Raw genomic sequence first — 24530 nt, 5'->3', positions numbered from 1 at the left:
AGAGTCTACTATTTCCAAATTAGGACTAGTAGCTTAAATTTTTCCTATTTACTGCACAAGTCTAGTTATATAATATAGCTGATATTTTGCATTTAAGATGTATTTGTTTTAATGATATGGTGCTTTAAATTTTTAATTAAAAATGAGCTAAAAAGATTAGAGTGACATTAAAAGTTATTCATTAACTCTTTTTAAGATATTAAAAAACTTGAAATAAAATTTTAAATACTGTATAATTATTTTGTAGAAAAAAATATATAAATACTTATATTAAATAGTATAATAATTATTGAAAGGGGGATTAAATATGGAGTATATGATTTTATGGATATTAATTGCAGTTGGTGCATTTGTAATTGATATATTATCCAGCAGTTTTTGTTTTGTATTATTGGCAGTAGGATCTGTTGCTGCTATAATGTGTGAAGTAATGGGGATGAATATTACAATTCAAGTGATAGTATTTGCAATTGTAAACATAATATCAATATCAGTAGGTTATCCTTATCTTAAGAAGAAAATGAAAAAAGGTTTTGTGAGAACACCTTTAATGGAAGAAAAGTACATAGGAGAAATTTTTGAAGCAAAGAAAGAAATAAATGATAAGGCAATGATAAAAGTGGGGGGAGAATATTGGACAGCTATAAATAAAGGTAAAAAGATAAAAACAGGAGATAAATTCAAAATAATAGGAATTGAAGGAATAAAGCTGTTGATTGAAAAGTTAAAGGAGGAATAGAAAATGATATTATCAATAATTTTAGCTATACTATTGCTTATGGTTGTAATAGTAATATTATCATCAATTAAAATAGTAAATACAGGTTATTTATACGTAGTAGAGAGATTTGGACAGTTTTACAAAATTTTAGAACCAGGATGGCATTTTATAATTCCGTTTATTGATTTTGTAAGAAAAAAGGTATCAACAAAACAACAAATATTAGATGTGCCACCACAATCAGTTATTACAAAAGATAATGTAAAAATTTCAGTGGATAATGTTATATTTTATAAATTACTAAATCCTAAAGATGCAGTCTACAATATAGAAGACTATAAAGCAGGTATAGTTTATTCAGCAACAACAAATATAAGAAATATAATAGGTAATATGACATTGGATGAAGTTTTATCTGGAAGAGATAAAATAAATCAAGATCTTCTTACAATAATAGATGAAGTTACAGATGCATATGGAATAAAAATTCTATCTGTAGAAATTAAAAATATAGTACCTCCAGCAGAAATTCAGGAAGCCATGGAAAAGCAAATGAAAGCTGAAAGAGATAAAAGAGCAATGATTCTTCAAGCAGAAGGTTTAAGACAGTCTCAGGTTGAAAAGGCAGAAGGTGAAAAGAGAGCTCAGATATTAAAAGCAGAAGCAGAAAAAGAAGCAAATATAAGAAGAGCAGAAGGTTTAAGAGAATCACAGTTATTAGAAGCAGAAGGTAAAGCAAAAGCAATTGAACAGATTGCAGTTGCAGAAGCAGAAGCTATCATGAAAGTAAATAAAGCTATACTTGAATCAGGAACTGATGAAAGAGTTATTGCATTAAAGCAGGTTGAAGCACTTAAAGAAATGGCAGCAGGTCCAGCTAATAAGCTTATACTTCCAAATGATACTTTATCTTCACTAGGAAGTATTGCAGCAATTGCAGATGTATTGAAAGATTCAAAGAAATCAGAATAAGACAAAATTAAATATTTTAGATTATAAAAGGGAATTTTTATGCCATATTAATCAGCATAAAGATTCCCTTTTATAGTATATTTTAAAGAAGGATTATTGATTGCATAATAAATAAAAAAGTATTAATATATACTTGTTAGTACAAAATAACCAATTGAGGTGGAAGAATGAAGATAAAAAAAGTTATTGCAATGTGTACAATACTTGCATTACAATCTGCTTTTGTAGGATGCAATTTAAACCTGCAGGATGACTACATATTAGAAGTAAAAGAAAATACTGATGAAAAGCCATCTGGTGATAAAGTGGATGAAATTTTTGAATCAGAGAAGGTAGCAGAATTAATGGATAAATTAAAGACGACTCCATCAGAAATAAGTGATAAATTAGATGATACAGATAGTGAGACAAAAGATAAGATTGATGAGCTTAATGATAAAATGGAGGAACTTAAAGATACTATTAATAATGCAGATTTTGAAGGGAAAAGTGAAGATATAATTGACAAGGTCGATGAATTAAATGAAAAGATAGATGAATTAAAAGAAAAAGCAGATGATACAAAAGATAGGATTGACAATATTGAAAATCCTGTTGATAAAGAAAAAGTAAGTGATTCAGTAGATCAGTTAAAATCGCATATGAGTAATCTTGAAAATGCTTTAAATAGATTTGGGGAATAAAATGATAAGCTGTAGTATGGAAACAGAGGATGTAGAGTTTCTTTATTGCGGCTTTTTTTATTGTGTGTAAAATCAATTTAGAAAATTAATGTTTGTAGATAAAAATAATAAAATAGTAAAGAAAATGAAAAAAATGCTTGAATATAATACTTTAGTGTGGTAAAGTAATGAATAGAAAAAGCGGATAATTAAGGGGGAAATAATAATGAATATGAATAAATTGGTTAAAAGACTAGCAACATTAGGAATAGCATTAGCTATAGGGGTAACATGTATCGGATGTGGAAACAGTAAAAATGCAGGAAGTTCATCTGAGACAAGCGCTAAAAGTGATAGCAGTACAAGTGATAAGGATGAATTGGTAATAGGATTTGACGATACATTTGTACCTATGGGATTTAAAGATGAAAGTGGAGAAATTGTAGGATTTGATGTTGATCTTGCAAAAGCAGTAAGTGAAAAATTAAATAAAAAAATAAAGTTTCAGGCTATAGACTGGAGCATGAAAGAAACAGAACTTAATGGAGGAAATATTGATTTAATATGGAATGGATATTCAATAAATGATGAGAGAAAAGAAAAAGTTGAATTTTCAAAGCCTTATTTAAATAATACTCAAATTATTGTAACATTAGCAGATTCATCTATAAATACAAAAGCAGATCTTGCAGGTAAAAAAGTAGGTGCTCAAAATGAATCCACAGCAGTTGATGCAGTTGAAGCTGATGGAAATATAATGAGTACTTTTGATGGAGGAAGTTTAATTACATTTGAAGATAATAATCAGGCTTTAATGGATTTGGAAGCTGGAAGGCTTGATGCAATAGTTGTTGATGAAATTTTAGCAAGATACTATATTAAAGCAAGAGGAGAAGGAAAATATAAAATCTTAACTGAAAATTTTGGTAATGAACAATATGCTGTAGGAATAAGAAAAGACGATACTAAATTTGTTGAAGAATTTAATAAGGCATTGGATGAAGTCATAAATGATGGAGAAGCAGCTGAAATATCAAAAAAATGGTTCGATGAAGATATAATAGTAAAATAAAACTGTTGTTTTGAAGTTTGGTGAGGAGGAGTAAATTTGAGTTATATATTAGGATTGATGCCCCAAGTACTTGAAGGGTTAAAGGTTACTTTAGAAATTTTTGCACTTACATTAGTATTATCTATTCCTCTAGGAATAATTGTAGGGTTGATGCGGACATCAAAACTATTTATATTGAGCAAGTTGAGTGGAGCATATGTCCTTATAATGAGAGGAACTCCTCTTTTGCTTCAAATAATAGTTATATTTTTTGGGCTTCCTTTGGTTGGGATAACTTTTGAAAGATTCCCATCAGCCATAATAGCTTTTACTTTAAATTATGGTGCATATTTTGGAGAGATTTTCAGAGCTGGTATACAATCTATTGATGAAGGGCAAGTAGAGGCTGCTGAAGTTTTAGGAATAAAACCCAAAGATACTTTTTTTAGAATAGTGCTTCCACAGGCATTTAAAACAGTACTGCCACCAGTAGCAAATGAAATAACTACTTTGGTAAAGGATACATCACTAGTTTATATAGTTGGTATGGATGAACTTCTTAAAATCGGTAAGATTGCATCTAATAGAGATGTTTCATTATGGCCGCTTATAATTGTAGGTGCTGTTTATTTAATAGTTATTGGAATTTTAAGCAAGATATTAAAAAGGCTTGAGAAAAGGTATGACTATTATAAATAGGAGGAAGATTAAATGCTTAAAGTTAAGAATTTAAAAAAGAAATTTGGAAATACTGAAGTATTGAAAGGCGTTGACCTTGAAATAAATGAAGGTGAAATAGTAGTTATAGTAGGACATTCTGGAGGCGGAAAGACTACATTTTTAAGATGTGTCAATGCATTGGAACATTGTGATGAGGGAGATATAGAGATTAATGGCAGATTTCTGTGTAAAGATGGAAAATATGTAAACAAAAATGAACTTAGAGAAATAAGAAAAGATATAGGATTTGTATTTCAGAATTTTAATCTTTTTCCTCATATGAGTGTTTTGGAAAATCTCATAGAAGCACCTCAGAGAGTATTAGGGATTTCTAAGAAGAAAGCGATTGAAAAGGCAGAAGAAACATTAGGTTTTTTAGGTCTTCTTGATAAAAAGGATAATTACCCTTGCGAATTATCAGGGGGACAGAAGCAGAGAGTTGCAATAGGAAGAGCACTTGTTCTTGAACCTAAAATAATGTGCTTTGATGAACCCACTTCTGCTCTTGATCCAGGACTTACAGGAGAAGTTGCAAATCTTATTAAAAGTCTTAGTGGAAAAGGAATGAGTATGATGATAATAACTCATGATATGGATTTTGCCAAAAATGTAAGCGATAGAATAGTTTCTATGAATTTAGGAAAAATTGAAAATGGCTTAATATTTGAGGGGTAATTTGTAATAAATTTGTTGAATTATAAAGGAAAATATGCTATTCTAAGAGTGTAATAAAATTCAAGATTTAATCAGTACTCGTAAAATTGCCTCTGTTTCAGAGATTGTTTAAAGTATGGGGTTAATCTTTGAAAAGGAGGATTTATATAATGGAAGATAAGACTTTAGTATGTAAAGATTGTGGAAAGGAATTCATATTCTCAGTAGGTGAACAAGAATTCTTCAAAGAAAAAGGATTTGATAACGATCCAGTTAGATGTCCTGAATGCAGAAAAGCTAGAAAAGCTCAAAGAAACAACAGAAACTTTGACAAATAATAGTTGATTTCGAGACCGTAAGATATTTTCTTATGGTCTTTATTTATGTATAGGAAAATATAAAAATTTTTAAATTTGAAACCTAGTTATACCAATGGAGTGAGAGGTATGAAAAGGCTAAATAGTTATCCACGAAGTGGGCGTGGCGAAGCCACTTTGTTCTTCTATAGGAAATTATATTTTCGAACAATCTGTGGATAACTTTTGAAGGGGGCAGAAACACACAGTCTGCGAAGCAGATTTTTTTATTATATAAGAAATTGTAGTTTTTTTAAAAACTTAATACAGTAATATCACTGATTAAGAAGTATGAAAATACATAGTAATTAAACAAATCTTGAAAATATTTAAACGTCTATTGTTAATTGAAGCGTTGTATATTTAAATTTAATAGATAATTTTTAAAAAATGGATTTTTAAAGTTTTAATTGATAGCTGAATTGGAGAAGAACATGAATGATAGATTAAGAGTAATACAATTAAATATAATAGCATTTTTTAAATGGATAATAATTGCTGGAATCACTGGATTTATCGGAGGTGTAATTGGGAGCATATTTCATTTGAGCGTAGAATTTGCAACAAATACAAGGAATCATTATCCTGGAATATTATATTTGCTTCCATTTGGAGGACTGATAATAGTATTTCTGTATAAAAAAGGAATGAATGAAGATCCGGGAACCAATCTTGTTATAAATTCTATTAGAACAGATGGGAAAATTCCATTTTTAATGGCTCCACTTATTTTCATTGGAACAGTAATTACACATCTTTTTGGAGGTTCAGCAGGAAGAGAGGGAGCAGCGCTGCAACTTGGAGGAAGTATCGGATCTCAAATTGGAAATCTTATGGGACTTGATGAAAAGGATATGCATCTTATAACTTTATGTGGAATGAGTGGGGTTTTTTCTGCATTATTTGGAACTCCACTGACTGCAACTTTTTTTTCTATGGAAGTAATAAGTATTGGGATAATACATTACTCTGCATTTGTACCCTGTATAGTGTCATCTTTAACTGCATATGCTGTATCGTTATATTTTGGATTAACACCTGTTAAATTTAATTTGAATATATTTCCTGAATTATCTGTTATTAATATAGTTAAGGTAATGGTGCTTGGAAGTTTATGTGCTTTGGTTAGTATTATTTTTTGTGAAGTTTTGCATAAAAGTAATAAGTTATTCAAAAAATATATGGCTAATAGTTATGTCCGTGTATTTATAGGTGGAGCAATAATTGTTGCTATGACATTAATAGTAGGAAATAGAGATTATAATGGAGCCGGAATGGACATAATATCAAATGCCATAAATGGAAATGCAAGGCCTGAAGCATTTGTGTTAAAAATGATTTTTACTGCAATCACTATAGGTGTAGGGTATAAGGGCGGTGAAATTGTCCCTACTTTTTTCATAGGATCAACTTTTGGATGTGTTTTTGGAAGTCTGCTGGGATTAAATCCATGTTTTGGTGCTGCTGTAGGATTAGTAGCTTTATTTTGTGGAGTTGTAAATACATTGATAACATCTGTGATTTTAAGTATAGAACTTTTTGGTGCTGGTAATATAATATTATTTGCAATAGCGTGTGGAGTAAGTTATATGGAATCTGGCTATTATAGTTTGTATTCAAGTCAAAAGATAATGTATTCAAAAATTAAAGCAGAATACATCAATAGAAATGCAGAGTAAAAATTTTAAATAATATTAGAATAAAAATAGGATTGTCTCACATAGATGATTTACAGTATAACATATATGATTTTTAGTCATGTATAGTAATGAAAATTTTCTGGTGAGACAATTTTTTGTTTTATAGGAAATTATATTTATAAGAAGGATAAGGATAATTTTTGAAAACGGTATAAATACACAGTAAGAATAGACATTAATTATTAAATTTGAAGTCTGATATTAAAAAATATAAAAAACTTAAATTGAAAATGAACCAATTTAAGTTTAAAAAGCTCTAATATATAGATGCATCGATAATAAGCGTCAAAGGGGGGACTTAAAAAAGTGGATGAAAAGAAGCTTATATTAAAAATCCAGTCTGGTGACATGAATGCTTTTGCAGAATTGTTTGAAATATATAAAAATGAAGCATATAAATATTCATATCTTATTACAGGAAAAGAGGATTTAAGTGAAGATATTGTTCAGGAAGCATTTGTGCAGTGTTATACTAACATAAAGAATTTAAAAAATATTGAACAATTTAAATCATGGTTTTTTAAAATACTTACAAGACTTGCTTGGAAGTATTCAAACAAAGAAAAGAAAGCTGTACCTGTTGATGATATATTTGAAAAGGCAGATAGCAATAAATTAGATGAATATGTAAATGAATATATAAGAAAAGAACAATCGGATATGCTTCATTCAGAAATTGAAAAACTTGATGTAAAGCAGAAAACTGTAATAATTCTTTACTATTTTAATGAACTTACAATAAAGGAAATTGCACATGTTATGGGGTGTTTTGAAGGAACAGTAAAATCACGTCTGCACAGTGCAAGAAGGAAATTGAAAAAAAATTTAATGAGATCTGATGAATATGGACATGGAATTGTTAAGGAGTGTGAAGTTAGATGAAGAGAAAGTATAATGAAAATTTAGATAAAGACATAAGGCAGTGTTTAAAGAATGTAACAGATAAAACTTCAGTTCCGGAAGATATGTTCTTTAAAATCAGAAGTGAAATTATGAAAAGAGAAGAAGAAGGAGTGTTTAATATGAAATCTAAAATACTAAGACCAAGAACAATACTAATTACAGGAGCATTATGTGTACTTACAACTGTAACATGTGTTGCAGCCACTAATCTTTCAGGATGGTATTCAAGTTCATCAATATTGACACAAACTAAAAGCTTTCCAGATGAAAGCAAAGTAAAAGAAAAGGTTGGTTTTGAACCTAAGTATATAGAAAAATTCAGTAATGGATTTAAATTTAAAACTTTCAATTATTCTAATGATGAAATAAGAGATGAAAAAGGAAATGCGATTGAAAATTTTAAGAGTGCAGAATTTTCTTATGAAAAAGATGGAACTCAAAAAAATCAAGATTTGACAATAACTATTGAAAAAATTGATAAGAAATATATTGATGAAAATCAACTTAACAATGCAGTGAAGAGTTCATATAAAGGAATTGACCTTGAATATTCTAATTTCAAATATAAGGCAGTAGATGAAAATTATGAACCAACTGAAGAAGAAAAACAACTTTGTGAAAATGGAAGTTTACAAATTGGATATGGAAGTAAAGAAGAATCTGAAAATAATATGCAATGTGTAGCATGGTATGAAGATGGAATGTCATATTTAATTATGAATACTAATTATGATGAATTAAGTCAGCAAGATATGATTGATATGGCCAAAGAAATTATTGATGAAAACTAAAAAAATTATTTATAAAAAAGTGGGAAGAATATTAAAATTTTGTGCAGGAAAATGAGCAATTAGAATTTTATGTAGTAATTTTATTTGTATATTAATATATAAAAATAAAACAGCAATATACTAAAATAATAGTTATTGCTGTTTTTTATATACAAAATAAAAAAGAACAATAATAAAAAAACATGTTTCAATATTCGTTATTCTGCGCGAAATAGAAAAAATAAATACACTTTAAAAAATTAAGATGACAAATGATGAGATTAAGAATAATTAAGTTTTAAAATAGAAAAGTTTTCTTTATTCATAAAATTCAGTCATATATTTACTTTGAAAGTCAGTAATGATAAGCTATGAGTGTCAGGAAGAAAAGGTTGAAAATAAAAAAACAATTTTGAAACACTGATTAAAAATATTAAGTGTAAAGAGGAATATAAAAAATATTTATTTTTTGATAATGATAAAAAAGAGTAAAAGACGAATTTTAAAAGAAAAGGGGAATTAAAAATGAAAACAAGGGTGGAATATGATTCAATAGGAAGTATGGAAGTGCCAGAATCTGCATATTATGGAGTGCAAACTTTAAGAGCTAAAAATAATTTTCCAATAACTAAAAAACATATGCATGAAAAATTAATAATAAGTCTTGCGGAAATAAAAAAAGCAGCTGCTATTACAAATAAAAATGCAGGTCTTTTAAAGATACATATTGCAAATGCAATAATAAATGCATGTGATGAAATAATATGTGGAAAATTTCATGATCAGTTTATTGTGGATCCTATACAAGGTGGAGCTGGTACATCTGCTAATATGAATGCAAATGAGGTTATTGCAAATCGTGCAATTGAACTGCTTGGAGGAAAAAAAGGAGATTACAGTATAATACATCCAAATGATGATGTGAATATGGCTCAGTCAACAAATGATGTATTTCCAACAGCAGGGAAACTTACAATTTTAAAAATGATTCCAGGAGCTGTTTATGAATTGCAGAGATTATATAATCAATTAGAATTTAAATCATTTGAATTTAATGATGTAATAAAAATGGGACGTACTCAGTTACAGGATGCAGTCCCAATAAGATTAGGTCAATCATTTCATGCGTTTGCGTCAATGATAAAACGTGATATTGAAAGGTTAAAGAAAGCAGAGAAAGAAATGCTTACATTAAATATGGGAGCCACAGCAATAGGAACTTCCATAAATACAAGTCCAGAATATTTAAAAAATATAGTTGTAAATTTAAAAAAGGTATGTGGTTTTGATGTGGTTCAAGCACAGGATTTGATTGATGCAACACAAAATCTTGATGGATTTGTAGTTGTATCAGGAGCCTTAAAAACATGTGCTGTAGATTTATCAAAGATGTGCAATGATTTAAGATTATTATCAAGTGGTCCAAAAACAGGTATTGCAGAAATAAATCTTCCAGCAATGCAAAATGGATCTTCAATAATGCCAGGGAAAGTAAATCCAGTAATACCTGAAGTAGTTTCACAGGTGGCTTTCAATATTATAGGAAATGATTTTACTATAACTATGGCAGCTGAATCGGGACAATTGGAACTCAATGCATTTGAACCAGTTTTATTTTATAATTTATTTGAATCAATAGAAACTCTTGAAAATGCCATATCAACTTTAATTGATAACTGTATTTCAGGAATTACTGCAAACAAATATAGATGTAAAGAATTATTAGAAAGCAGCGTTGGCATTGTCACAGCATTATGTCCATATATAGGGTATAAGAGAAGTGCAGCAATTGCTAAAAAATCACTAAGAAACGGAATTCCTGTGAGAAAGATAGTATTAGATGAAAAGATATTATCTGAAACTCAATTAGAAAAAATATTAAATCCGTTTACCATGACTATGCCGGATGATAAGGATATTTGTTCAGAATTAATTTCTGATAAAGCTATGTAAAATAGACAAATATTAAAAGACAGTGTATTGAATTTTCAGTATACTGTCTTTAATTTTGTATTTTATAAAAATTAAAGGTCGAATTAAGGAAAAAATTTTGCTTGAATTAATTTTAAATTAAATTTATATTGTGAAATGTTAGGAAAAATGAAAAACGCACGAATTAATTTGGCAATATAGACTTTTAAAGTTCGTAAAAATAGAAGAAAGACTAAAAAAATACATTATGTTAGTTGACAATGTCCGTGTTAAATGATAATCTTAATTTAGAAACACGAAAATTAAAAAATATTAAAATTAAAATATTCGCATCACGAAGCCGTGGTGATAAGCTAAATCTCATAATATTTTGGAGGAATTAAGATGTCAAATATTAGAAGCGTATTTGTAGAAAAGAAGAGTGGATTTAATGTTGAAGCTCAAGGTTTATTAAGAGATTTTAAAGAAAACTTAGGTATAACAAATCTTGAAGATGTAAGAGTTATAAATAAGTATTTAATCTCTGAAATAGCAGAGGATTACTACAAGAAAGCATTACATACAATCTTTGCAGAACTTACAGTTGATAAAATTTATGAAGAAAATTTACCAATTAATGAAGGAGAAGTAGCTTTTGGAGTTGAATTTTTACCCGGTCAATACGATCAAAGAGCAGATTCAGCTTCTGAATGTTTAGCACTTTTAACTGCTGAAGATAAAGTAGAAATAAAATCAGCAAAAATTGTTGTCTTAAAAGGAAATCTTTCTAAAAGTGATATTGAAAAGATTAAGAAGTACTACATTAATCCAGTAGATTCTCGTGAAGTGGATATAAACAGTAAAGAATTATCAGCAATTTCAAACCAGCCTAAAGATGTTCAAGTCTTAAATGGATTTACTCAAAAAACAGTCGATGAATTGCAGACATTCCATAAAGAAAATGGACTTGCAATGAGTATCGATGATCTTATTATGATCCAGGATTATTTCAAAGAAGAAAAACGTGAACCAACTATAACAGAAATTAAGGTTATAGACACATATTGGTCAGATCACTGCAGACATACAACATTCTCAACAGTTTTAGAAGATGTACATATAGAAGATGGAATTTATACAGAACCTGTTAAAAAGAGTTATGAAGAATATTTGAAATCAAGAGAATATCTCTATACTGATAAGAAGAAAAATAAGACTCTTATGGATATTGGAACAATAGCTATGAAAGAGCTTAAAAAAAGAGGAAAGCTTAATGATTTAGATATATCAGAAGAAATCAATGCATGTTCTATAAATGTTAAGGTTGAAACAGACAAGGGAATGGAAGATTATCTTGTAATGTTTAAAAATGAAACTCATAACCATCCAACTGAAATTGAACCATTTGGTGGTGCAGCAACATGTCTTGGAGGAGCTATAAGAGATCCTCTTTCAGGAAGAACTTATGTATATCAGGCAATGAGAGTTACAGGGGCAGCAGATCCAACAGTTCCTGTTAAAGATACAATGGAAGGAAAACTTCCTCAAAGAAAGATAGTACTTGGAGCAGCGCATGGATACAGCTCATATGGTAACCAGATTGGTCTTGCAACAGGTCAAGTTCAGGAAGTTTATCATCCTAATTATGCAGCAAAAAGAATGGAAGTTGGAGCTGTTATTGCATCAGCACCAAAGGAAAATGTAATACGTGAAGAACCAAGCCTTGGAGATGTAATAATTCTTCTTGGAGGAAGAACAGGAAGAGATGGTGTTGGTGGAGCAACTGGTTCATCAAAGGAACATACAGTTGATTCATTAAGTGAATGTGGTGCAGAAGTTCAAAAAGGTAATGCACCTACAGAGAGAAAACTTCAAAGATTATTCAGAAATCCTAAAGTAGCTAAGATGATTAAGAGATGTAATGACTTTGGAGCAGGTGGAGTTTCGGTTGCAATTGGTGAGCTTTGCAGAGGCTTAGATATAGATTTAGATAAAGTTACAAAAAAATATGAAGGACTTGATGGAACAGAATTAGCAGTTTCAGAATCTCAAGAAAGAATGGCAGTTGTAGTAACAAAGGAAAATGCTGATGAATTCATAAGACTTTCAAATGAAGAAAATCTAGAAGCTACATTAGTTGCAAAAGTTACTGATACAGACAGGTTAAGACTTTTCTGGAGAGGAAAGAACATAGTAGATTTAAAGAGAACTTTCTTAGATACAAATGGAGCTACACAAAAGACTGAAGTAACAGTTAAATCTCCTGCTGCTTATCCATTTGAAGTTAAGGATATAGACGTAAAAGAAGAATGGTTAAATAATTTAAAGAAATTAAATGTTGCATCACAACAGGGATTGAGCGAAAGGTTTGATTCTACAATAGGTGGAGGAACAGTTCTTATGCCATTTGGTGGTAAGTATGCAAAGACTCCAGCAGAAGGTATGGCTGCTAAAATAGTAGTTCCAGGTGGAGAAAGCAAAGATGCAACTCTTATGACATTCGGATTGAATCCAGAACTTGGAATGTGGAGTCCATATCATATGGCATACTATTCAGTAATTGAAAGCGTAACAAAGCTTGCAGCTATGGGTGGTAATTTTAGAACAGCTCATCTTACATTCCAAGAATATTTTGAAAAGCTTGGAAAAGACAGCAGCAGATGGGGCAAGCCTTTTGCAGCATTACTTGGAGCTTATGAAGCACAAATGGATCTTGAAATTGCAGCTATTGGCGGTAAGGATTCAATGTCAGGAAGTTTCGGTGATTTAGATGTACCTCCAACATTAGTATCTTTTGCAGTAGGTGTTGAAAAAGCTAAAAAAATTATTTCACCAGAATTTAAGAAAGCTGGTTCAAAATTAGTATTATTTACTGTGGAAAAGTGTGCTGATGGAACAATAAATATAGATAAATATAAAAAGAATTTAGATATTTTATATAAATTAATTCAGGATGGAAAGATAATTTCAGCTTCAGCAGTTAAATTCGGAGGAGTATCTGAATGTATAACTAAGATGGCTCTTGGAAATAAAATTGGAGCAGAAATTGAAAACTTGACTAAAGAAGATTTATTTGGATTTAATTACGGATCTGTAGTAGCTGAAGTCAAGGAAGATGTAAATGTAAGTGAAGCATTAGCTGGTGCAGAATATAAAGTTATTGGTAAAACAGTAGCAGAAAATATAGTATCAAGCAAGGAATACGACTTTAAATTTGATATAGATTCATTGGAAAAGACTTATGAAGAAAAACTTAAATCTGTATATCCAATTGAAACAAAGAAAACAGGTGAAAAGATAGATACACCATTATTTGAAGCTAAATCTTATGCGTCACCTAAAGTTAAAGTGGTAAAACCAAAGGTTGTAATTCCAGTATTTCCAGGGAACAACTGTGAATATGATTGTGAAAGAGCATTTAAAAAGGCCGGAGCAGATGTTACACAGGTTATATTCAGAAACATTACAAAGGAAGCATTAAAAGATTCAATAGACAGATTAGCAAAGGAAATTTCAACTGCGCAGATACTTATGATACCAGGAGGATTTTCAGCAGGTGATGAACCAGATGGATCAGGTAAATTTATAGCAAATGCATTAAGAAATGAAAAGATAGCTAATGAAGTTATGGAATTATTAAAAAATAGAGATGGATTAGCTCTAGGTATCTGTAACGGATTCCAGGCATTGATAAAGTTAGGCTTAGTGCCATATGGTGAAATTGTTGATATTAAAGAAGATATGGCAACATTGACTTATAACAGTATAAACAGACATATGAGTTCAATTGTAAGAACAAGAGTTACTTCAAATAAATCACCATGGTTTAGTGAAGTTAAAGCTGGAGATATTCATTCAGTAGCAATTTCACATGGTGAAGGAAGATTTGTTGCTCCAGAAAGTCTAATTCAAGAATTAGTTAAAAATGGACAGGTTGCAACTCAGTATGTTGATTTAGAAGGAAATGTTTCATTAGATATGCCATATAATCCAAATGGATCAATGTATGGAATAGAAGGAATAACAAGTCCAGATGGAAGAGTTCTTGGTAAGATGGGCCACAGTGAAAGAAGTGGAGAAGATATCTTCAAAAATATTCCTGGAAATTATGATCAAAAGATATTTGAATCAGGTGTTAAATACTTTAAATAATATTTTAACTGGCACAGCTATGTAGTTTGTGTCAGTTAAAACAGATATTTAAAGAGTATCGAAGTTTACTAAATGATTTTATATTAATCATTTATATACAGTTAATTTAGGAGGCTTGCTAAATGGAAGTAGCAATATTTTTTGGAAGCAAATCTGATACAGAAGTAATGAGAGGAGCTGCAAATGCATTAAAGGAATTTGGAATTACATATAAGGCATTTGTATTATCTGCTCACAGAGTACCAGAGAAATTAGAAGAAACATTAGAACAAGTTGAAAAAGAAGGATGCAAAGTTATTATTGCTGGAGCTGGTCTTGCAGCACATTTACCAGGAGTAATAGCATCAAAGACTGTTTTACCTGTAATAGGTATTCCAGTAAAAGCAGCTCTTGAGGGAGTTGATGCACTTTATTCTATAGTGCAGATGCCAAAATCAATACCAGTTGCAACAGTTGGAATAAATAACAGTTACAATGCTGGGATGCTTGCAGTACAGATGCTTTCTGTAAATAATGAAGAATTAAAAAATAAATTAAAAGAATATAGAGTAAATATGAAGAAAAAATTTATTGAAGATAATGCTGAAGGAGTGGAACTATAATGGAAAAGAAAGAAATGTTATATGAAGGAAAAGCAAAACAAGTATATGCTACAGATAAGGCTGATGAAGTAATAATTTATTATAAAGATGATGCAACAGCTTTTAACGGTGAAAAGAAAGGTCAGATACATGATAAAGGAGTTATGAACAACAATATAACTTCAATACTTTTTGAACAATTAGAAAAGCAGGGAATTAAAACTCACTTTATAAAGAAGTTAAATGACAGAGAACAATTATGTAAGAAGGTTACTATAGTACCTCTTGAAGTTATTGTAAGAAATGTTGCAGCAGGGAGCATGGCTAAGAGATTAGGACTTGAAGAAGGAACAGCTTTAAAAACTACTGTATTTGAATTCTCTTATAAAGATGATGAATTAGGAGATCCATTAATAAACAGTTATCATGCAGTAGCAATTGGAGCAGCAACTTTTGAAGAAATAGACACTATTTTAGATATGACAGCTAAAATCAACAATATCTTAAAAGAAGCATTTGCAAAAGAAAATATCAATTTAATTGACTTTAAGATTGAATTTGGTAAGACTGCTGATGGAGAAATTGTTTTAGCAGATGAAATCTCTCCAGATACATGCAGATTCTGGGATGCTACAACAGGAGAAAAATTAGATAAAGACAGATTCAGAAGAGATCTTGGAAATGTTGAAGATGCTTATATAGAAATATTAAAGAGAATATCTAAATAATCATATTAAAAATTATATTGTTAATTGTAATATATATTAATGATTACACAGTATATATAAAATTGAGGAAGATTATAGTTATTTCTTGATTTTAATTGCCAGAACCCGCATTGATGCAGGTTCTGGTGTCATCTATAAATATTTTAAATAATTTGAGTGAAAGGGATAGGTTTCATGACAAAAACGGATTTTGAATTAATTATGGATCCAAGTTTGGAAAAATTTAAGGACGAATGTGGAGTTTTTGGTGTTTACGCAAACAAGGAAAATCCTATTGATGTTGCATCTATTACATATTATGGTCTTTATGCACTTCAGCATAGAGGTCAGGAAAGTGCTGGAATTGCAGTTGCAGATGGAGAAAAAATAGATGTTCATAAGGGGTTAGGACTTATAACTGATGCTTTCAAACCTGAAGATCTGCATAAATTAAAAGGTCATATTGCTGTAGGACATGTAAGATACTCAACTGCTGGGGGCAAGGGAATAGAAAATGCTCAGCCAATAGTTACTACATCTAAGATTGGAGCTATAGCTATGGCTCATAATGGAAATTTGGTTAATGATGATGTTATAAGAGAACTTCTTGAAGATGCAGGACAGATATTTCATACATCAATAGATTCTGAAGTAATAGCATGTCTTATTGCTAGAAGTGCTAAAAAAGGGCTTACTAAAGCTGTTATTGATGCTATGTCAGCAGTAAGAGGTTCATTTGCACTTGTAATTATGTCACAGAACAAATTAATAGGAGCTAGAGATCCTCATGGTATAAGACCACTTTCACTAGGAAAAATTGATGAAGGATATATTCTTACTTCTGAAAGTTGTGCATTAGATGCAGTTGGAGCTGAGCTTGTTCGTGATGTTGAGCCTGGTGAAATTGTTGTTATTGATGAAGAGGGAGTACATTCTTACAGATACTCAGAAAATACTCAATGTCAGACTTGTGCATTTGAATATATATATTTTGCAAGACCCGATTCCAGAATAGACGGATTAGATGTTCATACAACAAGAGTACAGGCTGGAATGCAGCTTTATAAGGAACATCCATTAAAAGCAGACCTTGTAGTTGCAGTTCCTGATTCAGGAATACCAGCTGCTATAGGTTATGCTAAAGCTTCAGGAATACCATATGATACAGGCTTTATAAAAAACAGATATGTTGGAAGAACCTTTATTACTCCATCTCAGGAAATAAGAGAAAGAGCCGTAGCTGTTAAATTGAATCCTTTAAAAGTAAATCTTGAAGGAAAGAGCATTGTTCTTATAGATGATTCAATTGTAAGAGGAACTACATCAAAACATCTTGTTGATTCTCTTAGAAAAGCAGGAGTAAAAGAAATTAACTTTTTGATAGCTTCTCCAGGTGTTAAATATCCATGTTATTTTGGAATTGATACACCATACAGAAGTGAGCTTATTGCAGCAAATCATACAGTTGAAGAAATAAGAGATATGATTGGTGCTGATTATCTTGGATATTTAAGTGAAGAAGGCGTAAAGATAAGCTGTGATGGCAAAGAAGGATTATGTATGGGATGTTTCAATGGAATTTATCCTGTAGCTACACCAGTTGAAAAAGAAGAATAAAGAGGAGTGTTAATATGATTACATATAAAGAAGCAGGCGTTAATATAGAAGAAGGATACAGAAGTGTAAAATTAATAAAGGAATATGCTGCAAAAACAATGAGCAAATATGTTTTAAATGGATTAGGAAGTTTTGCAGGCATGGTTGAAATTCCAGAAGGTTACAAAAGACCAGTTCTTATTTCAGGTACTGATGGTGTAGGAACTAAGCTTGAAATAGCTTTTAAGAATAGAAAATATGATACAGTTGGTATTGACTGTGTTGCTATGTGCGTAAATGATATTTTATGTCATGGTGCAAAACCATTATTCTTCCTTGACTATATTGCGTGTGGAAAACTTGAAGCAGAAGTTTCTTCTGATTTAGTTAAAGGTGTTGCAGATGGATGTCTTGATTCTGAATGTGCATTAATTGGTGGAGAAACTGCTGAAATGCCAGGATTTTATGATGAAGGAGAATATGATATAGCTGGTTTTGCAGTTGGTGTTGCCGATAAAGATAAGATAATAGATGGAAGTAAAATTGAAGTTGGAAATAAATTAATAGGTATAGCTTCATCTGGAATACATTCAAACGGATACTCACTAGTAAGAAAGTTATTTACAGATTTAAATGAAGACTTTAATGGTGAACCAGTTTGGAAAACATTACTTACTCCAACAAAAATTTATGTTAAACCAGTCCTTAAATTATTAGAAAAATTTGATATAAAAGGAATGGCTCATGTAACAGGTGGAGGATTTATAGAAAATGTTCCAAGAATGTTTAATGGAAGAGAATTAACTGCTGAAATCAAAAAAGATTCATATCCACTTCCTCCAATCTTTGATAAGATTATGGAAAAAGGTGTAGACAGAGATCATATGTATAATACTTTCAATATGGGAATAGGTTTTGTTATGGCTGTTGATCCAAAAGATGCAGAAGCTGTAATTAAAGCTTTAGAAGAAATGGGAGAAAAAGCATATGAAATAGGCTGTGTTACAGCTGGAGGTGAAGGTGTTTGTTTAAAATAGCAGTTTTAGCATCAGGAGGCGGTACTGACTTTCAGTCTATAATTGATGCAGTAGAAAGCAAACAGCTTAATGTAAAAATTGAAATGCTTATTGCAAGTAAAGATGGAATTTATGCGTTAGAAAGAGCAAAGAAGCATGGAATAGAAACTCATGTTGTATCAAGAAAAGAATATGGTGAAAAATCAAGTGATAAGATTTTGGAATTAGTCAAAGGAAAAGTTGATCTTATAGTACTTGCTGGATTTTTATCAATATTAGATGGCAGAATTCTTGATGAATTTGAAAATAAGATAATAAATATCCATCCTTCCCTTATTCCATCCTTCTGTGGACCTGGAATGTACGGATTGAAGGTTCATGAAGCAGTTATCAAAAGCGGAGTTAAATATTCAGGATGTACTGTTCATTTTGTCAACAAGGATGTGGATGGAGGAGCAATACTTCTTCAGGATGCAGTTCCTGTATATTTTGAAGATGATGCAGAAACCCTTCAAAAGAGAATTCTTGAAAGAGAACATATTCTTCTGCCAGAAGCAGTTAAATTAATAAGTGAGGGCAGAGTTGAATTTATAAACGGAAAAACAAAAATAAATAAATAAATTATTCAGGAGGCAGCTTTTTCATGAAAAAGAGAGCTTTAATAAGTGTATTTGATAAAGACGGAGTTTTAGATTTTGCTAAATTCTTAGTATCTAAAGATGTTGAAATTGTATCTACAGGTGGAACTTATAGATACTTGAAAGAAAATGGAATAGATGTAATTGAAATAAATGAAGTTACTAATTTCCCAGAAATGCTTGATGGAAGAGTTAAGACTCTTCATCCATTAGTACATGCTGGAATATTGGCAATAAGAGATAACAAAGAACATATGGATACTTTAAAAGAAAGAAACATTCATACAATAGATTATGTTGTAGTAAATCTTTATCCATTCTTTGAAAAAGTAAAAGAAGATTTGACTTTTGAAGAAAAAGTTGAATTTATAGATATTGGCGGACCTACTATGCTTAGAGCAGCAGCAAAGAATTTTCAGGATGTCGTTGTAATTTCTAATAAAGATGATTATGCTAAAGTTATGGAAGAAATCAATGAAAATGGAGAAGTCAGCTATAAGTTTAAAAAGAAATTAGCTGGAAAAGTATTTAATCTTATGAGTGCTTATGATGCTGCAATATCTAACTTTATGTTAGCTGATGATGATGAAGAATATCCAGAATATCTTTCAGTTTCATATAAGAAGATGCAGGGATTAAGATATGGTGAAAATTCTCACCAGACTGCTGCTGTTTATTCATCAACAATGCTTGATGGAGCAATGAATACATTTGAAACTTTGAATGGTAAAGAATTATCATATAACAATTTTAAGGATGTAGATATAGCATGGAAATGTGTTAATGAATTTGATGAACCAGCATGCTGTGCATTAAAACATAATACACCTTGTGGAGTTGCAATAGGAAAAGATATAAATGAAGCTTACATGAAGGCTTATGAAGTAGATCCAACTTCTATATTTGGTGGAATAGTTGGATTTAATAGAAAAGTTGATAAGAAGACAGCTGAAGAAATGGTTAAGATTTTCTTAGAAGTAATAGCTGCACCAGATTATGATGATGATGCTTTAGAAGTATTAAAGACTAAAAAGAATCTAAGAGTTCTTAAATTCCACAATACTCCAAAAGCTGAAAAGTATATGGTAACTGTTGATGGAGCTATGCTTGTACAAGAAGAAGATAAGAAGCTTATAGATGAAATAAAGGTAGTTACAGAAAAGGCACCAACAGATGAAGAAATGAAGGATTTGCTATTTGGAATGAAAGTTGTTAAATATGTTAAATCTAATGCAATAGTTACTGCTCATAACGGAGTTGCTGTAGGTATAGGTGGAGGTCAGGTTAATAGATTATGGCCAACACAAGATGCATTAGAAAGAGGAAAAGGAGCTACAGTATTAGCTTCAGATGCATTCTTCCCATTCAGGGATGTTGTTGATACAGCAGCTAAATATGGAATAAAAGCAATAGTTCAACCAGGAGGATCTATAAGAGATCAGGAATCTATAGATGCATGTAATGAACATGGAATAGCAATGATATTTACTGGATATAGACATTTTAAACATTAAAATATGAAAGTGTTAAGTTGGCAGCTTAATATATAGTGGTTTAAAAAATATAAGGGATTTTAACAATATATTCAACAAGTAAAGTTTAAGGGGAAGCCCTCTTGAGAGTAGCCTCAGGGATTAGCCCTGAGGCATTTTTAAAATAGATTTGGAGGTAATTAATTATGAAACTTCTTTTGATAGGATCAGGTGGAAGAGAACATGCACTTGCTTGGAAACTTGCACAAAGCAAAAAGGTTGAAAAGATATTTGTAGCACCTGGTAATGGTGGTACTGCAATAGAAAATAAATGTGAAAATGTAAATATTACTGAAATAAGCGATTTAATAAAATTTGCTAAGGATGAATGCATAGATTTAACAGTAGTTGGACCTGAAGATCCTTTAACAAAGGGAATAGTAAATGAATTTAAAAAAGAAGGATTAAAAATATTTGGACCAGCAGCAAATGGAGCAAGACTTGAAGGCAGCAAAAGCTTTTCAAAGGATTTTATGAAAAAATATGGTGTGAGAACTGCAGAATATGCAACATTTACAAATGTTGATGAAGCGCTTAAATATCTTGAAACATGTCCTTATCCAACAGTAGTAAAAGCTGATGGACTTGCAGCAGGAAAAGGGGTTATAATCTGCCAGAATAAAGAAGAAGCAGTAGCAGCAGTTAATGAATGTATGGTAGATGAAAAGTTTGGATCAGCAGGAGATACTATTGTAATTGAAGAATTTTTAGAAGGTGTAGAAGCATCAATTTTATCTATTACTGATGGAAAGACAATAATTCCATTCCTATCAGGAAAAGATCATAAACAAATCTATGACGGTGGAAAAGGACCAAATACTGGAGGAATGGGAGTTATGGCTCCAAATCCATATGTTACAGATGAAGTTATGAAGGATTTTGAAGAAAACATAATGGCAAATACTTTAAATGGTATCCGCGAAGAAGGTTTCGATTTTAAAGGAATAATTTTCTTTGGAATAATGATAACTAAAAAAGGAGTATATCTTTTAGAATATAATGTAAGAATGGGAGATCCAGAAACACAATCAGTTCTTTATTTAATGGAAAGTGATCTTGTTGAACTTATAGAAGCTGCATTGCGAGAAGAGTTAGACAAAACTACAGTAAAATGGAAAGATGGTGTATGTATAAACGTAGTGCTTGCATCTAAAGGATATCCAGGAAGTTTTACTAAGGGATATGAAATAAAAATTGATGAAAAAGTAAAGGATAAAGTATTTCTTGCTGGAGCTAAATTTGAAGATGGAGTTTTAAAGACAAACGGAGGAAGAGTATTATCAGTCATTGGCTGTGGTAAAAATGTTGAAGAAGCTAGAAAAGAAGCTTATGAAAATATTAAATATGTAACATTTAAAGATTCTTACTGTAGAACAGATATTGGAATATTTAAATAATATGAAATTCATTGAGAGATCTGGAAATTTATTTCCGGATCTCTTGTATTTTAGAGATGATTATAATTTTGATAAGAACCAATATAGACTCGACTTATGAATTTATTAAATCTTTAAGATTCTTAATCAATATAGAAAGTTCTTGATCTCAATTGAATATTGTTTACAGTAGAAAAATAATTATAAAATAGAGAAATAATTTGGAATAAAATGTTTAATTATTAATACTATGTAAATATTAGAATAAAAAAGAAAAAATTAAGATAAAAATTATATAATTATTATACTTTTTTGAAAAAATATGTTATTATATAATAAAGGATGGAGATATGGATGAGTTCAATAGAGAAAATAGCTATGATTATTGGTAATAAAACAAAAGAAAATCTCAATTTAGATTCAGATCAAGTTGAAATAATAGTATATGGAGCTATAAATATATTGCAGACAATTAATTCAATTTTTTGGGTTATAGCATTTGGTTTTTTAACTGGAACATTATTTGAATCTTTAATGTTTTCTATAAGTGCAGGAGTTCTTAGAAAATATTCAGGAGGGGGACATGCATCTTCACCTATGAGATGTGCAGCAATTGGAACCATTACTGCAGTCATAGGTGGATTAATGATTCAAAAGATATTCATTTATATGAATTTAAAAATAAGCATAATAATGGTAGTAATTATAACAATAATAAATATAAATATAATTATAAAAAAAGCACCTGTAGATAGCATTGAAAAGCCCATACGAAGTGAAGAGCTTAGAAAGAAGTTTAGAATTAAGTCAATAATTTTACTTTGTATATCTTTATTTATAAGTATTGCTTTACTTTTAATAGTTGATGAGAATTATTACGAAAAATTTGTTTTGAAGGTTATTCAGTGTCTCATATTAGGCGAATTGTGGCAGTGTATAACTTTGACTGACTTAGGGATATTTATGATTAATAAGATGGATAAAATATTAAAATACATTTTTGTGGTGGTGAAAGTAAAGTAATATGTTTAAATTAAATTTGCTTGAGATGCTGATTATAGTTATTCCTGAGACATTTGTGTTGAATTTTATAATATATACATTATCAAAGAAAAGAGTGATTAAATATAAATATATTACTGTGAGTTTTGTTTTGAGTTTTTGTATATATATATCACGATTATTACCTGCACTTTTTGGAATGCATATAATAATAAATATTATATTGACTATTATTGCTTTTACAATAATAGGTATACCTTTTATTAAAGCAGTTAGAAATACATTAATAGCTTTTATAATTTTACAGTTATGCGAATTGGTAAATATAGTAATATGCTTCATACTTGATATACAAATTTCAAATCATTCTAATATTTATATAAAAGCGTTACATGGAATACCATCATTAATATTATTTATATTGTCTGCATTTATTCTAAAATTTTGCATTGAAATGAACAGTAAAAAATACTGAAAATTTCAATTTGGACCAAATATAAGAAGCATTGAAAGGAGGTGAGAATTATGAAAAAATTAGAATCAAAAATTGTTATGAAATCTATAGCTAAGGTTTGTGAAAAAATGGCATATTCTGTTTCAGCTTCAGCTTGCATGTGGGGAGCATATCAACCTAAAGAACCTAAAAGCTTAAATAAATAAAATAATTATTTATTGTAAGATTTAGAATATAAGGCTGATTACTTAAAAACAAATCGAGAAATTTGATAGTATTTATAAAATAACTCTTGTTTCAGGAATGCATCAGTCTTATATTACTGCTAATAAACAATAGTGGAAGAAGGTGTGATTTTTGAAAAAATATGAGAGGAATATTTCTGATATTATCTTGATGATAAAAACATCTATATTAATTTTTGTTTTAATAATTATTTATATACATTCATCTGAAAAATGGGAAATTCTAAATACAGATATAGGTAATGAAATTAATATATTTGCATCCATATCTTTTCTTTTGTTTACAGTGATTATATATTTTTTGCAAAAATTGATATTAACAAGTATAAATTGTAACAACAATAATATTAAACTAAAGTGGAGTATTGAAAATATTATATTTGTAATTCTAATATCTATGCCATCACACATTTTTCATGAATATGATTGTGAATATAAATATATATTTTTATTACTTATTATGTCAAGTACGATTCAATATGGGTCAAAATATGGGCTAAGGACTTCGTTTTTATCAGCTCTTTTAATATTTATTAATGATTTGTTATATGCTCCTATAAAAAATGGAATAAATGCAGCATTTCAGAATGATATAATAATAATTGGAATTTTTGTGGTAATAGGATGGGTGTTAGGATATTATGTTGATTTAGTCAAATATGAAAATGAGAAGAAAGAAAATAAATTAAATGTATTGAATAATAAATTGGAAGAGAAAAGAAGACAGAGAAATGAAATGAAAACCATGCTTTTGAATAATGAAGCATGCTATGATTTATTATTTGAAAATTCAATAAATGCAGTTATTGTA

At 30.0% G+C, this 24530-nt stretch carries 21 protein-coding genes and 1 pseudogene; all 22 read left to right on the top strand.

Annotated elements, in window-relative coordinates:
* Window positions 1-307 precede the first annotated feature (307 nt).
* A complete protein-coding gene (locus Q0F58_RS08990; protein ID WP_294375274.1) occupies window positions 308-739 on the top strand; it encodes an NfeD family protein in 432 nt (143 codons plus the stop codon).
* A gap of 3 nt (window positions 740-742) precedes the next feature.
* Window positions 743-1693, top strand: coding sequence for an SPFH domain-containing protein (locus tag Q0F58_RS08985; RefSeq protein WP_294375272.1), 951 nt, complete (start codon window positions 743-745; stop codon window positions 1691-1693).
* Between the two features lie 167 nt (window positions 1694-1860).
* Window positions 1861-2376, top strand: a complete 516-nt coding sequence (locus tag Q0F58_RS08980) for a hypothetical protein (RefSeq protein WP_294375269.1) — start codon at window positions 1861-1863, stop codon at window positions 2374-2376.
* Window positions 2377-2581: 205 nt separating this feature from the next.
* Window positions 2582-3427 carry an amino acid ABC transporter substrate-binding protein gene (locus Q0F58_RS08975; protein WP_294375267.1) on the top strand — a complete coding sequence of 282 codons (846 nt, stop codon included), beginning with the start codon at window positions 2582-2584 and terminating at the stop codon, window positions 3425-3427.
* Window positions 3428-3463: 36 nt separating this feature from the next.
* Window positions 3464-4105 (top strand): amino acid ABC transporter permease, encoded by a 642-nt coding sequence (locus tag Q0F58_RS08970; RefSeq protein ID WP_294375265.1) that lies wholly within the window; start codon window positions 3464-3466, stop codon window positions 4103-4105.
* Window positions 4106-4117: 12 nt separating this feature from the next.
* A complete protein-coding gene (locus Q0F58_RS08965; protein WP_294375262.1) occupies window positions 4118-4801 on the top strand; it encodes an amino acid ABC transporter ATP-binding protein in 684 nt (227 codons plus the stop codon).
* Between the two features lie 149 nt (window positions 4802-4950).
* Complete coding sequence (locus Q0F58_RS08960; protein WP_294156265.1) at window positions 4951-5118, top strand: zinc-ribbon domain-containing protein; 168 nt, start codon at window positions 4951-4953, stop codon at window positions 5116-5118.
* A 452-nt stretch (window positions 5119-5570) separates the two neighbouring features.
* A complete protein-coding gene (locus Q0F58_RS08955; RefSeq protein WP_294375260.1) occupies window positions 5571-6815 on the top strand; it encodes a chloride channel protein in 1245 nt (414 codons plus the stop codon).
* 327 nt (window positions 6816-7142) lie between these two features.
* Window positions 7143-7718 (top strand): RNA polymerase sigma factor, encoded by a 576-nt coding sequence (locus tag Q0F58_RS08950; protein ID WP_294375257.1) that lies wholly within the window; start codon window positions 7143-7145, stop codon window positions 7716-7718.
* On the top strand, window positions 7715-8530 hold the full coding sequence (locus Q0F58_RS08945; RefSeq protein ID WP_294375253.1) for a hypothetical protein: 816 nt from the start codon (window positions 7715-7717) through the stop codon (window positions 8528-8530). The genes Q0F58_RS08950 and Q0F58_RS08945 overlap by 4 nt, the downstream gene beginning before the upstream one ends.
* A gap of 504 nt (window positions 8531-9034) precedes the next feature.
* Window positions 9035-10462 (top strand): aspartate ammonia-lyase, encoded by a 1428-nt coding sequence (locus tag Q0F58_RS08940; RefSeq protein WP_294375247.1) that lies wholly within the window; start codon window positions 9035-9037, stop codon window positions 10460-10462.
* Window positions 10463-10825: 363 nt separating this feature from the next.
* Window positions 10826-14572 carry a phosphoribosylformylglycinamidine synthase gene (locus Q0F58_RS08935; RefSeq protein ID WP_294375243.1) on the top strand — a complete coding sequence of 1249 codons (3747 nt, stop codon included), beginning with the start codon at window positions 10826-10828 and terminating at the stop codon, window positions 14570-14572.
* Window positions 14573-14694: 122 nt separating this feature from the next.
* Window positions 14695-15174, top strand: a complete 480-nt coding sequence (purE, locus tag Q0F58_RS08930; protein ID WP_294375242.1) for a 5-(carboxyamino)imidazole ribonucleotide mutase — start codon at window positions 14695-14697, stop codon at window positions 15172-15174.
* Window positions 15174-15881, top strand: coding sequence for a phosphoribosylaminoimidazolesuccinocarboxamide synthase (gene purC, locus Q0F58_RS08925; protein ID WP_294375240.1), 708 nt, complete (start codon window positions 15174-15176; stop codon window positions 15879-15881). Before purE ends, purC begins: the two co-directional genes overlap by 1 nt.
* A gap of 174 nt (window positions 15882-16055) precedes the next feature.
* Window positions 16056-17477, top strand: coding sequence for an amidophosphoribosyltransferase (gene purF / locus Q0F58_RS08920; protein ID WP_294375237.1), 1422 nt, complete (start codon window positions 16056-16058; stop codon window positions 17475-17477).
* Between the two features lie 14 nt (window positions 17478-17491).
* On the top strand, window positions 17492-18493 hold the full coding sequence (gene purM, locus Q0F58_RS08915; protein ID WP_294375235.1) for a phosphoribosylformylglycinamidine cyclo-ligase: 1002 nt from the start codon (window positions 17492-17494) through the stop codon (window positions 18491-18493).
* Window positions 18481-19092 carry a phosphoribosylglycinamide formyltransferase gene (purN, locus tag Q0F58_RS08910; RefSeq protein WP_294375232.1) on the top strand — a complete coding sequence of 204 codons (612 nt, stop codon included), beginning with the start codon at window positions 18481-18483 and terminating at the stop codon, window positions 19090-19092. Before purM ends, purN begins: the two co-directional genes overlap by 13 nt.
* A 23-nt stretch (window positions 19093-19115) precedes the next feature.
* Window positions 19116-20624, top strand: coding sequence for a bifunctional phosphoribosylaminoimidazolecarboxamide formyltransferase/IMP cyclohydrolase (gene purH / locus Q0F58_RS08905; protein ID WP_294375229.1), 1509 nt, complete (start codon window positions 19116-19118; stop codon window positions 20622-20624).
* Between the two features lie 164 nt (window positions 20625-20788).
* Window positions 20789-22039 (top strand): phosphoribosylamine--glycine ligase, encoded by a 1251-nt coding sequence (gene purD / locus Q0F58_RS08900; protein ID WP_294375226.1) that lies wholly within the window; start codon window positions 20789-20791, stop codon window positions 22037-22039.
* Between the two features lie 333 nt (window positions 22040-22372).
* On the top strand, window positions 22373-23041 hold the full coding sequence (locus tag Q0F58_RS08895; protein ID WP_294375223.1) for an accessory gene regulator ArgB-like protein: 669 nt from the start codon (window positions 22373-22375) through the stop codon (window positions 23039-23041).
* Window positions 23042-23572: 531 nt separating this feature from the next.
* On the top strand, window positions 23573-23680 hold the full coding sequence (locus tag Q0F58_RS08890; RefSeq protein ID WP_294375277.1) for a cyclic lactone autoinducer peptide: 108 nt from the start codon (window positions 23573-23575) through the stop codon (window positions 23678-23680).
* 151 nt (window positions 23681-23831) lie between these two features.
* Window positions 23832-24530: pseudogene (locus Q0F58_RS08885) on the top strand (sensor histidine kinase); the annotation flags it as partial.

The organism is uncultured Clostridium sp. (genome assembly GCF_934754915.1).
GTDB lineage: Bacteria > Bacillota > Clostridia > Clostridiales > Clostridiaceae > Clostridium.
This window is presented reverse-complemented; position numbering and strand designations above follow the sequence as displayed.

Excerpts from the sequence above, each read along its gene's own strand:
- purC (WP_294375240.1), top strand. The coding sequence starts at position 15,174 with ATGGAAAAGAAAGAAATGTTATATGAAGGAAAAGCAAAACAAGTATAT.
- purH (WP_294375229.1), top strand. The coding sequence starts at position 19,116 with ATGAAAAAGAGAGCTTTAATAAGTGTATTTGATAAAGACGGAGTTTTA.
- Q0F58_RS08985 (WP_294375272.1), top strand. The coding sequence starts at position 743 with ATGATATTATCAATAATTTTAGCTATACTATTGCTTATGGTTGTAATA.
- Q0F58_RS08945 (WP_294375253.1), top strand. The coding sequence starts at position 7,715 with ATGAAGAGAAAGTATAATGAAAATTTAGATAAAGACATAAGGCAGTGT.
- Q0F58_RS08980 (WP_294375269.1), top strand. The coding sequence starts at position 1,861 with ATGAAGATAAAAAAAGTTATTGCAATGTGTACAATACTTGCATTACAA.
- Q0F58_RS08890 (WP_294375277.1), top strand. The coding sequence starts at position 23,573 with ATGAAATCTATAGCTAAGGTTTGTGAAAAAATGGCATATTCTGTTTCA.
- purD (WP_294375226.1), top strand. The coding sequence starts at position 20,789 with ATGAAACTTCTTTTGATAGGATCAGGTGGAAGAGAACATGCACTTGCT.
- purM (WP_294375235.1), top strand. The coding sequence starts at position 17,492 with ATGATTACATATAAAGAAGCAGGCGTTAATATAGAAGAAGGATACAGA.
- purE (WP_294375242.1), top strand. The coding sequence starts at position 14,695 with ATGGAAGTAGCAATATTTTTTGGAAGCAAATCTGATACAGAAGTAATG.
- Q0F58_RS08940 (WP_294375247.1), top strand. The coding sequence starts at position 9,035 with ATGAAAACAAGGGTGGAATATGATTCAATAGGAAGTATGGAAGTGCCA.
- Q0F58_RS08935 (WP_294375243.1), top strand. The coding sequence starts at position 10,826 with ATGTCAAATATTAGAAGCGTATTTGTAGAAAAGAAGAGTGGATTTAAT.
- purF (WP_294375237.1), top strand. The coding sequence starts at position 16,056 with ATGACAAAAACGGATTTTGAATTAATTATGGATCCAAGTTTGGAAAAA.
- Q0F58_RS08960 (WP_294156265.1), top strand. The coding sequence starts at position 4,951 with ATGGAAGATAAGACTTTAGTATGTAAAGATTGTGGAAAGGAATTCATA.
- Q0F58_RS08975 (WP_294375267.1), top strand. The coding sequence starts at position 2,582 with ATGAATATGAATAAATTGGTTAAAAGACTAGCAACATTAGGAATAGCA.
- Q0F58_RS08990 (WP_294375274.1), top strand. The coding sequence starts at position 308 with ATGGAGTATATGATTTTATGGATATTAATTGCAGTTGGTGCATTTGTA.
- Q0F58_RS08895 (WP_294375223.1), top strand. The coding sequence starts at position 22,373 with ATGAGTTCAATAGAGAAAATAGCTATGATTATTGGTAATAAAACAAAA.
- Q0F58_RS08965 (WP_294375262.1), top strand. The coding sequence starts at position 4,118 with ATGCTTAAAGTTAAGAATTTAAAAAAGAAATTTGGAAATACTGAAGTA.
- Q0F58_RS08955 (WP_294375260.1), top strand. The coding sequence starts at position 5,571 with ATGAATGATAGATTAAGAGTAATACAATTAAATATAATAGCATTTTTT.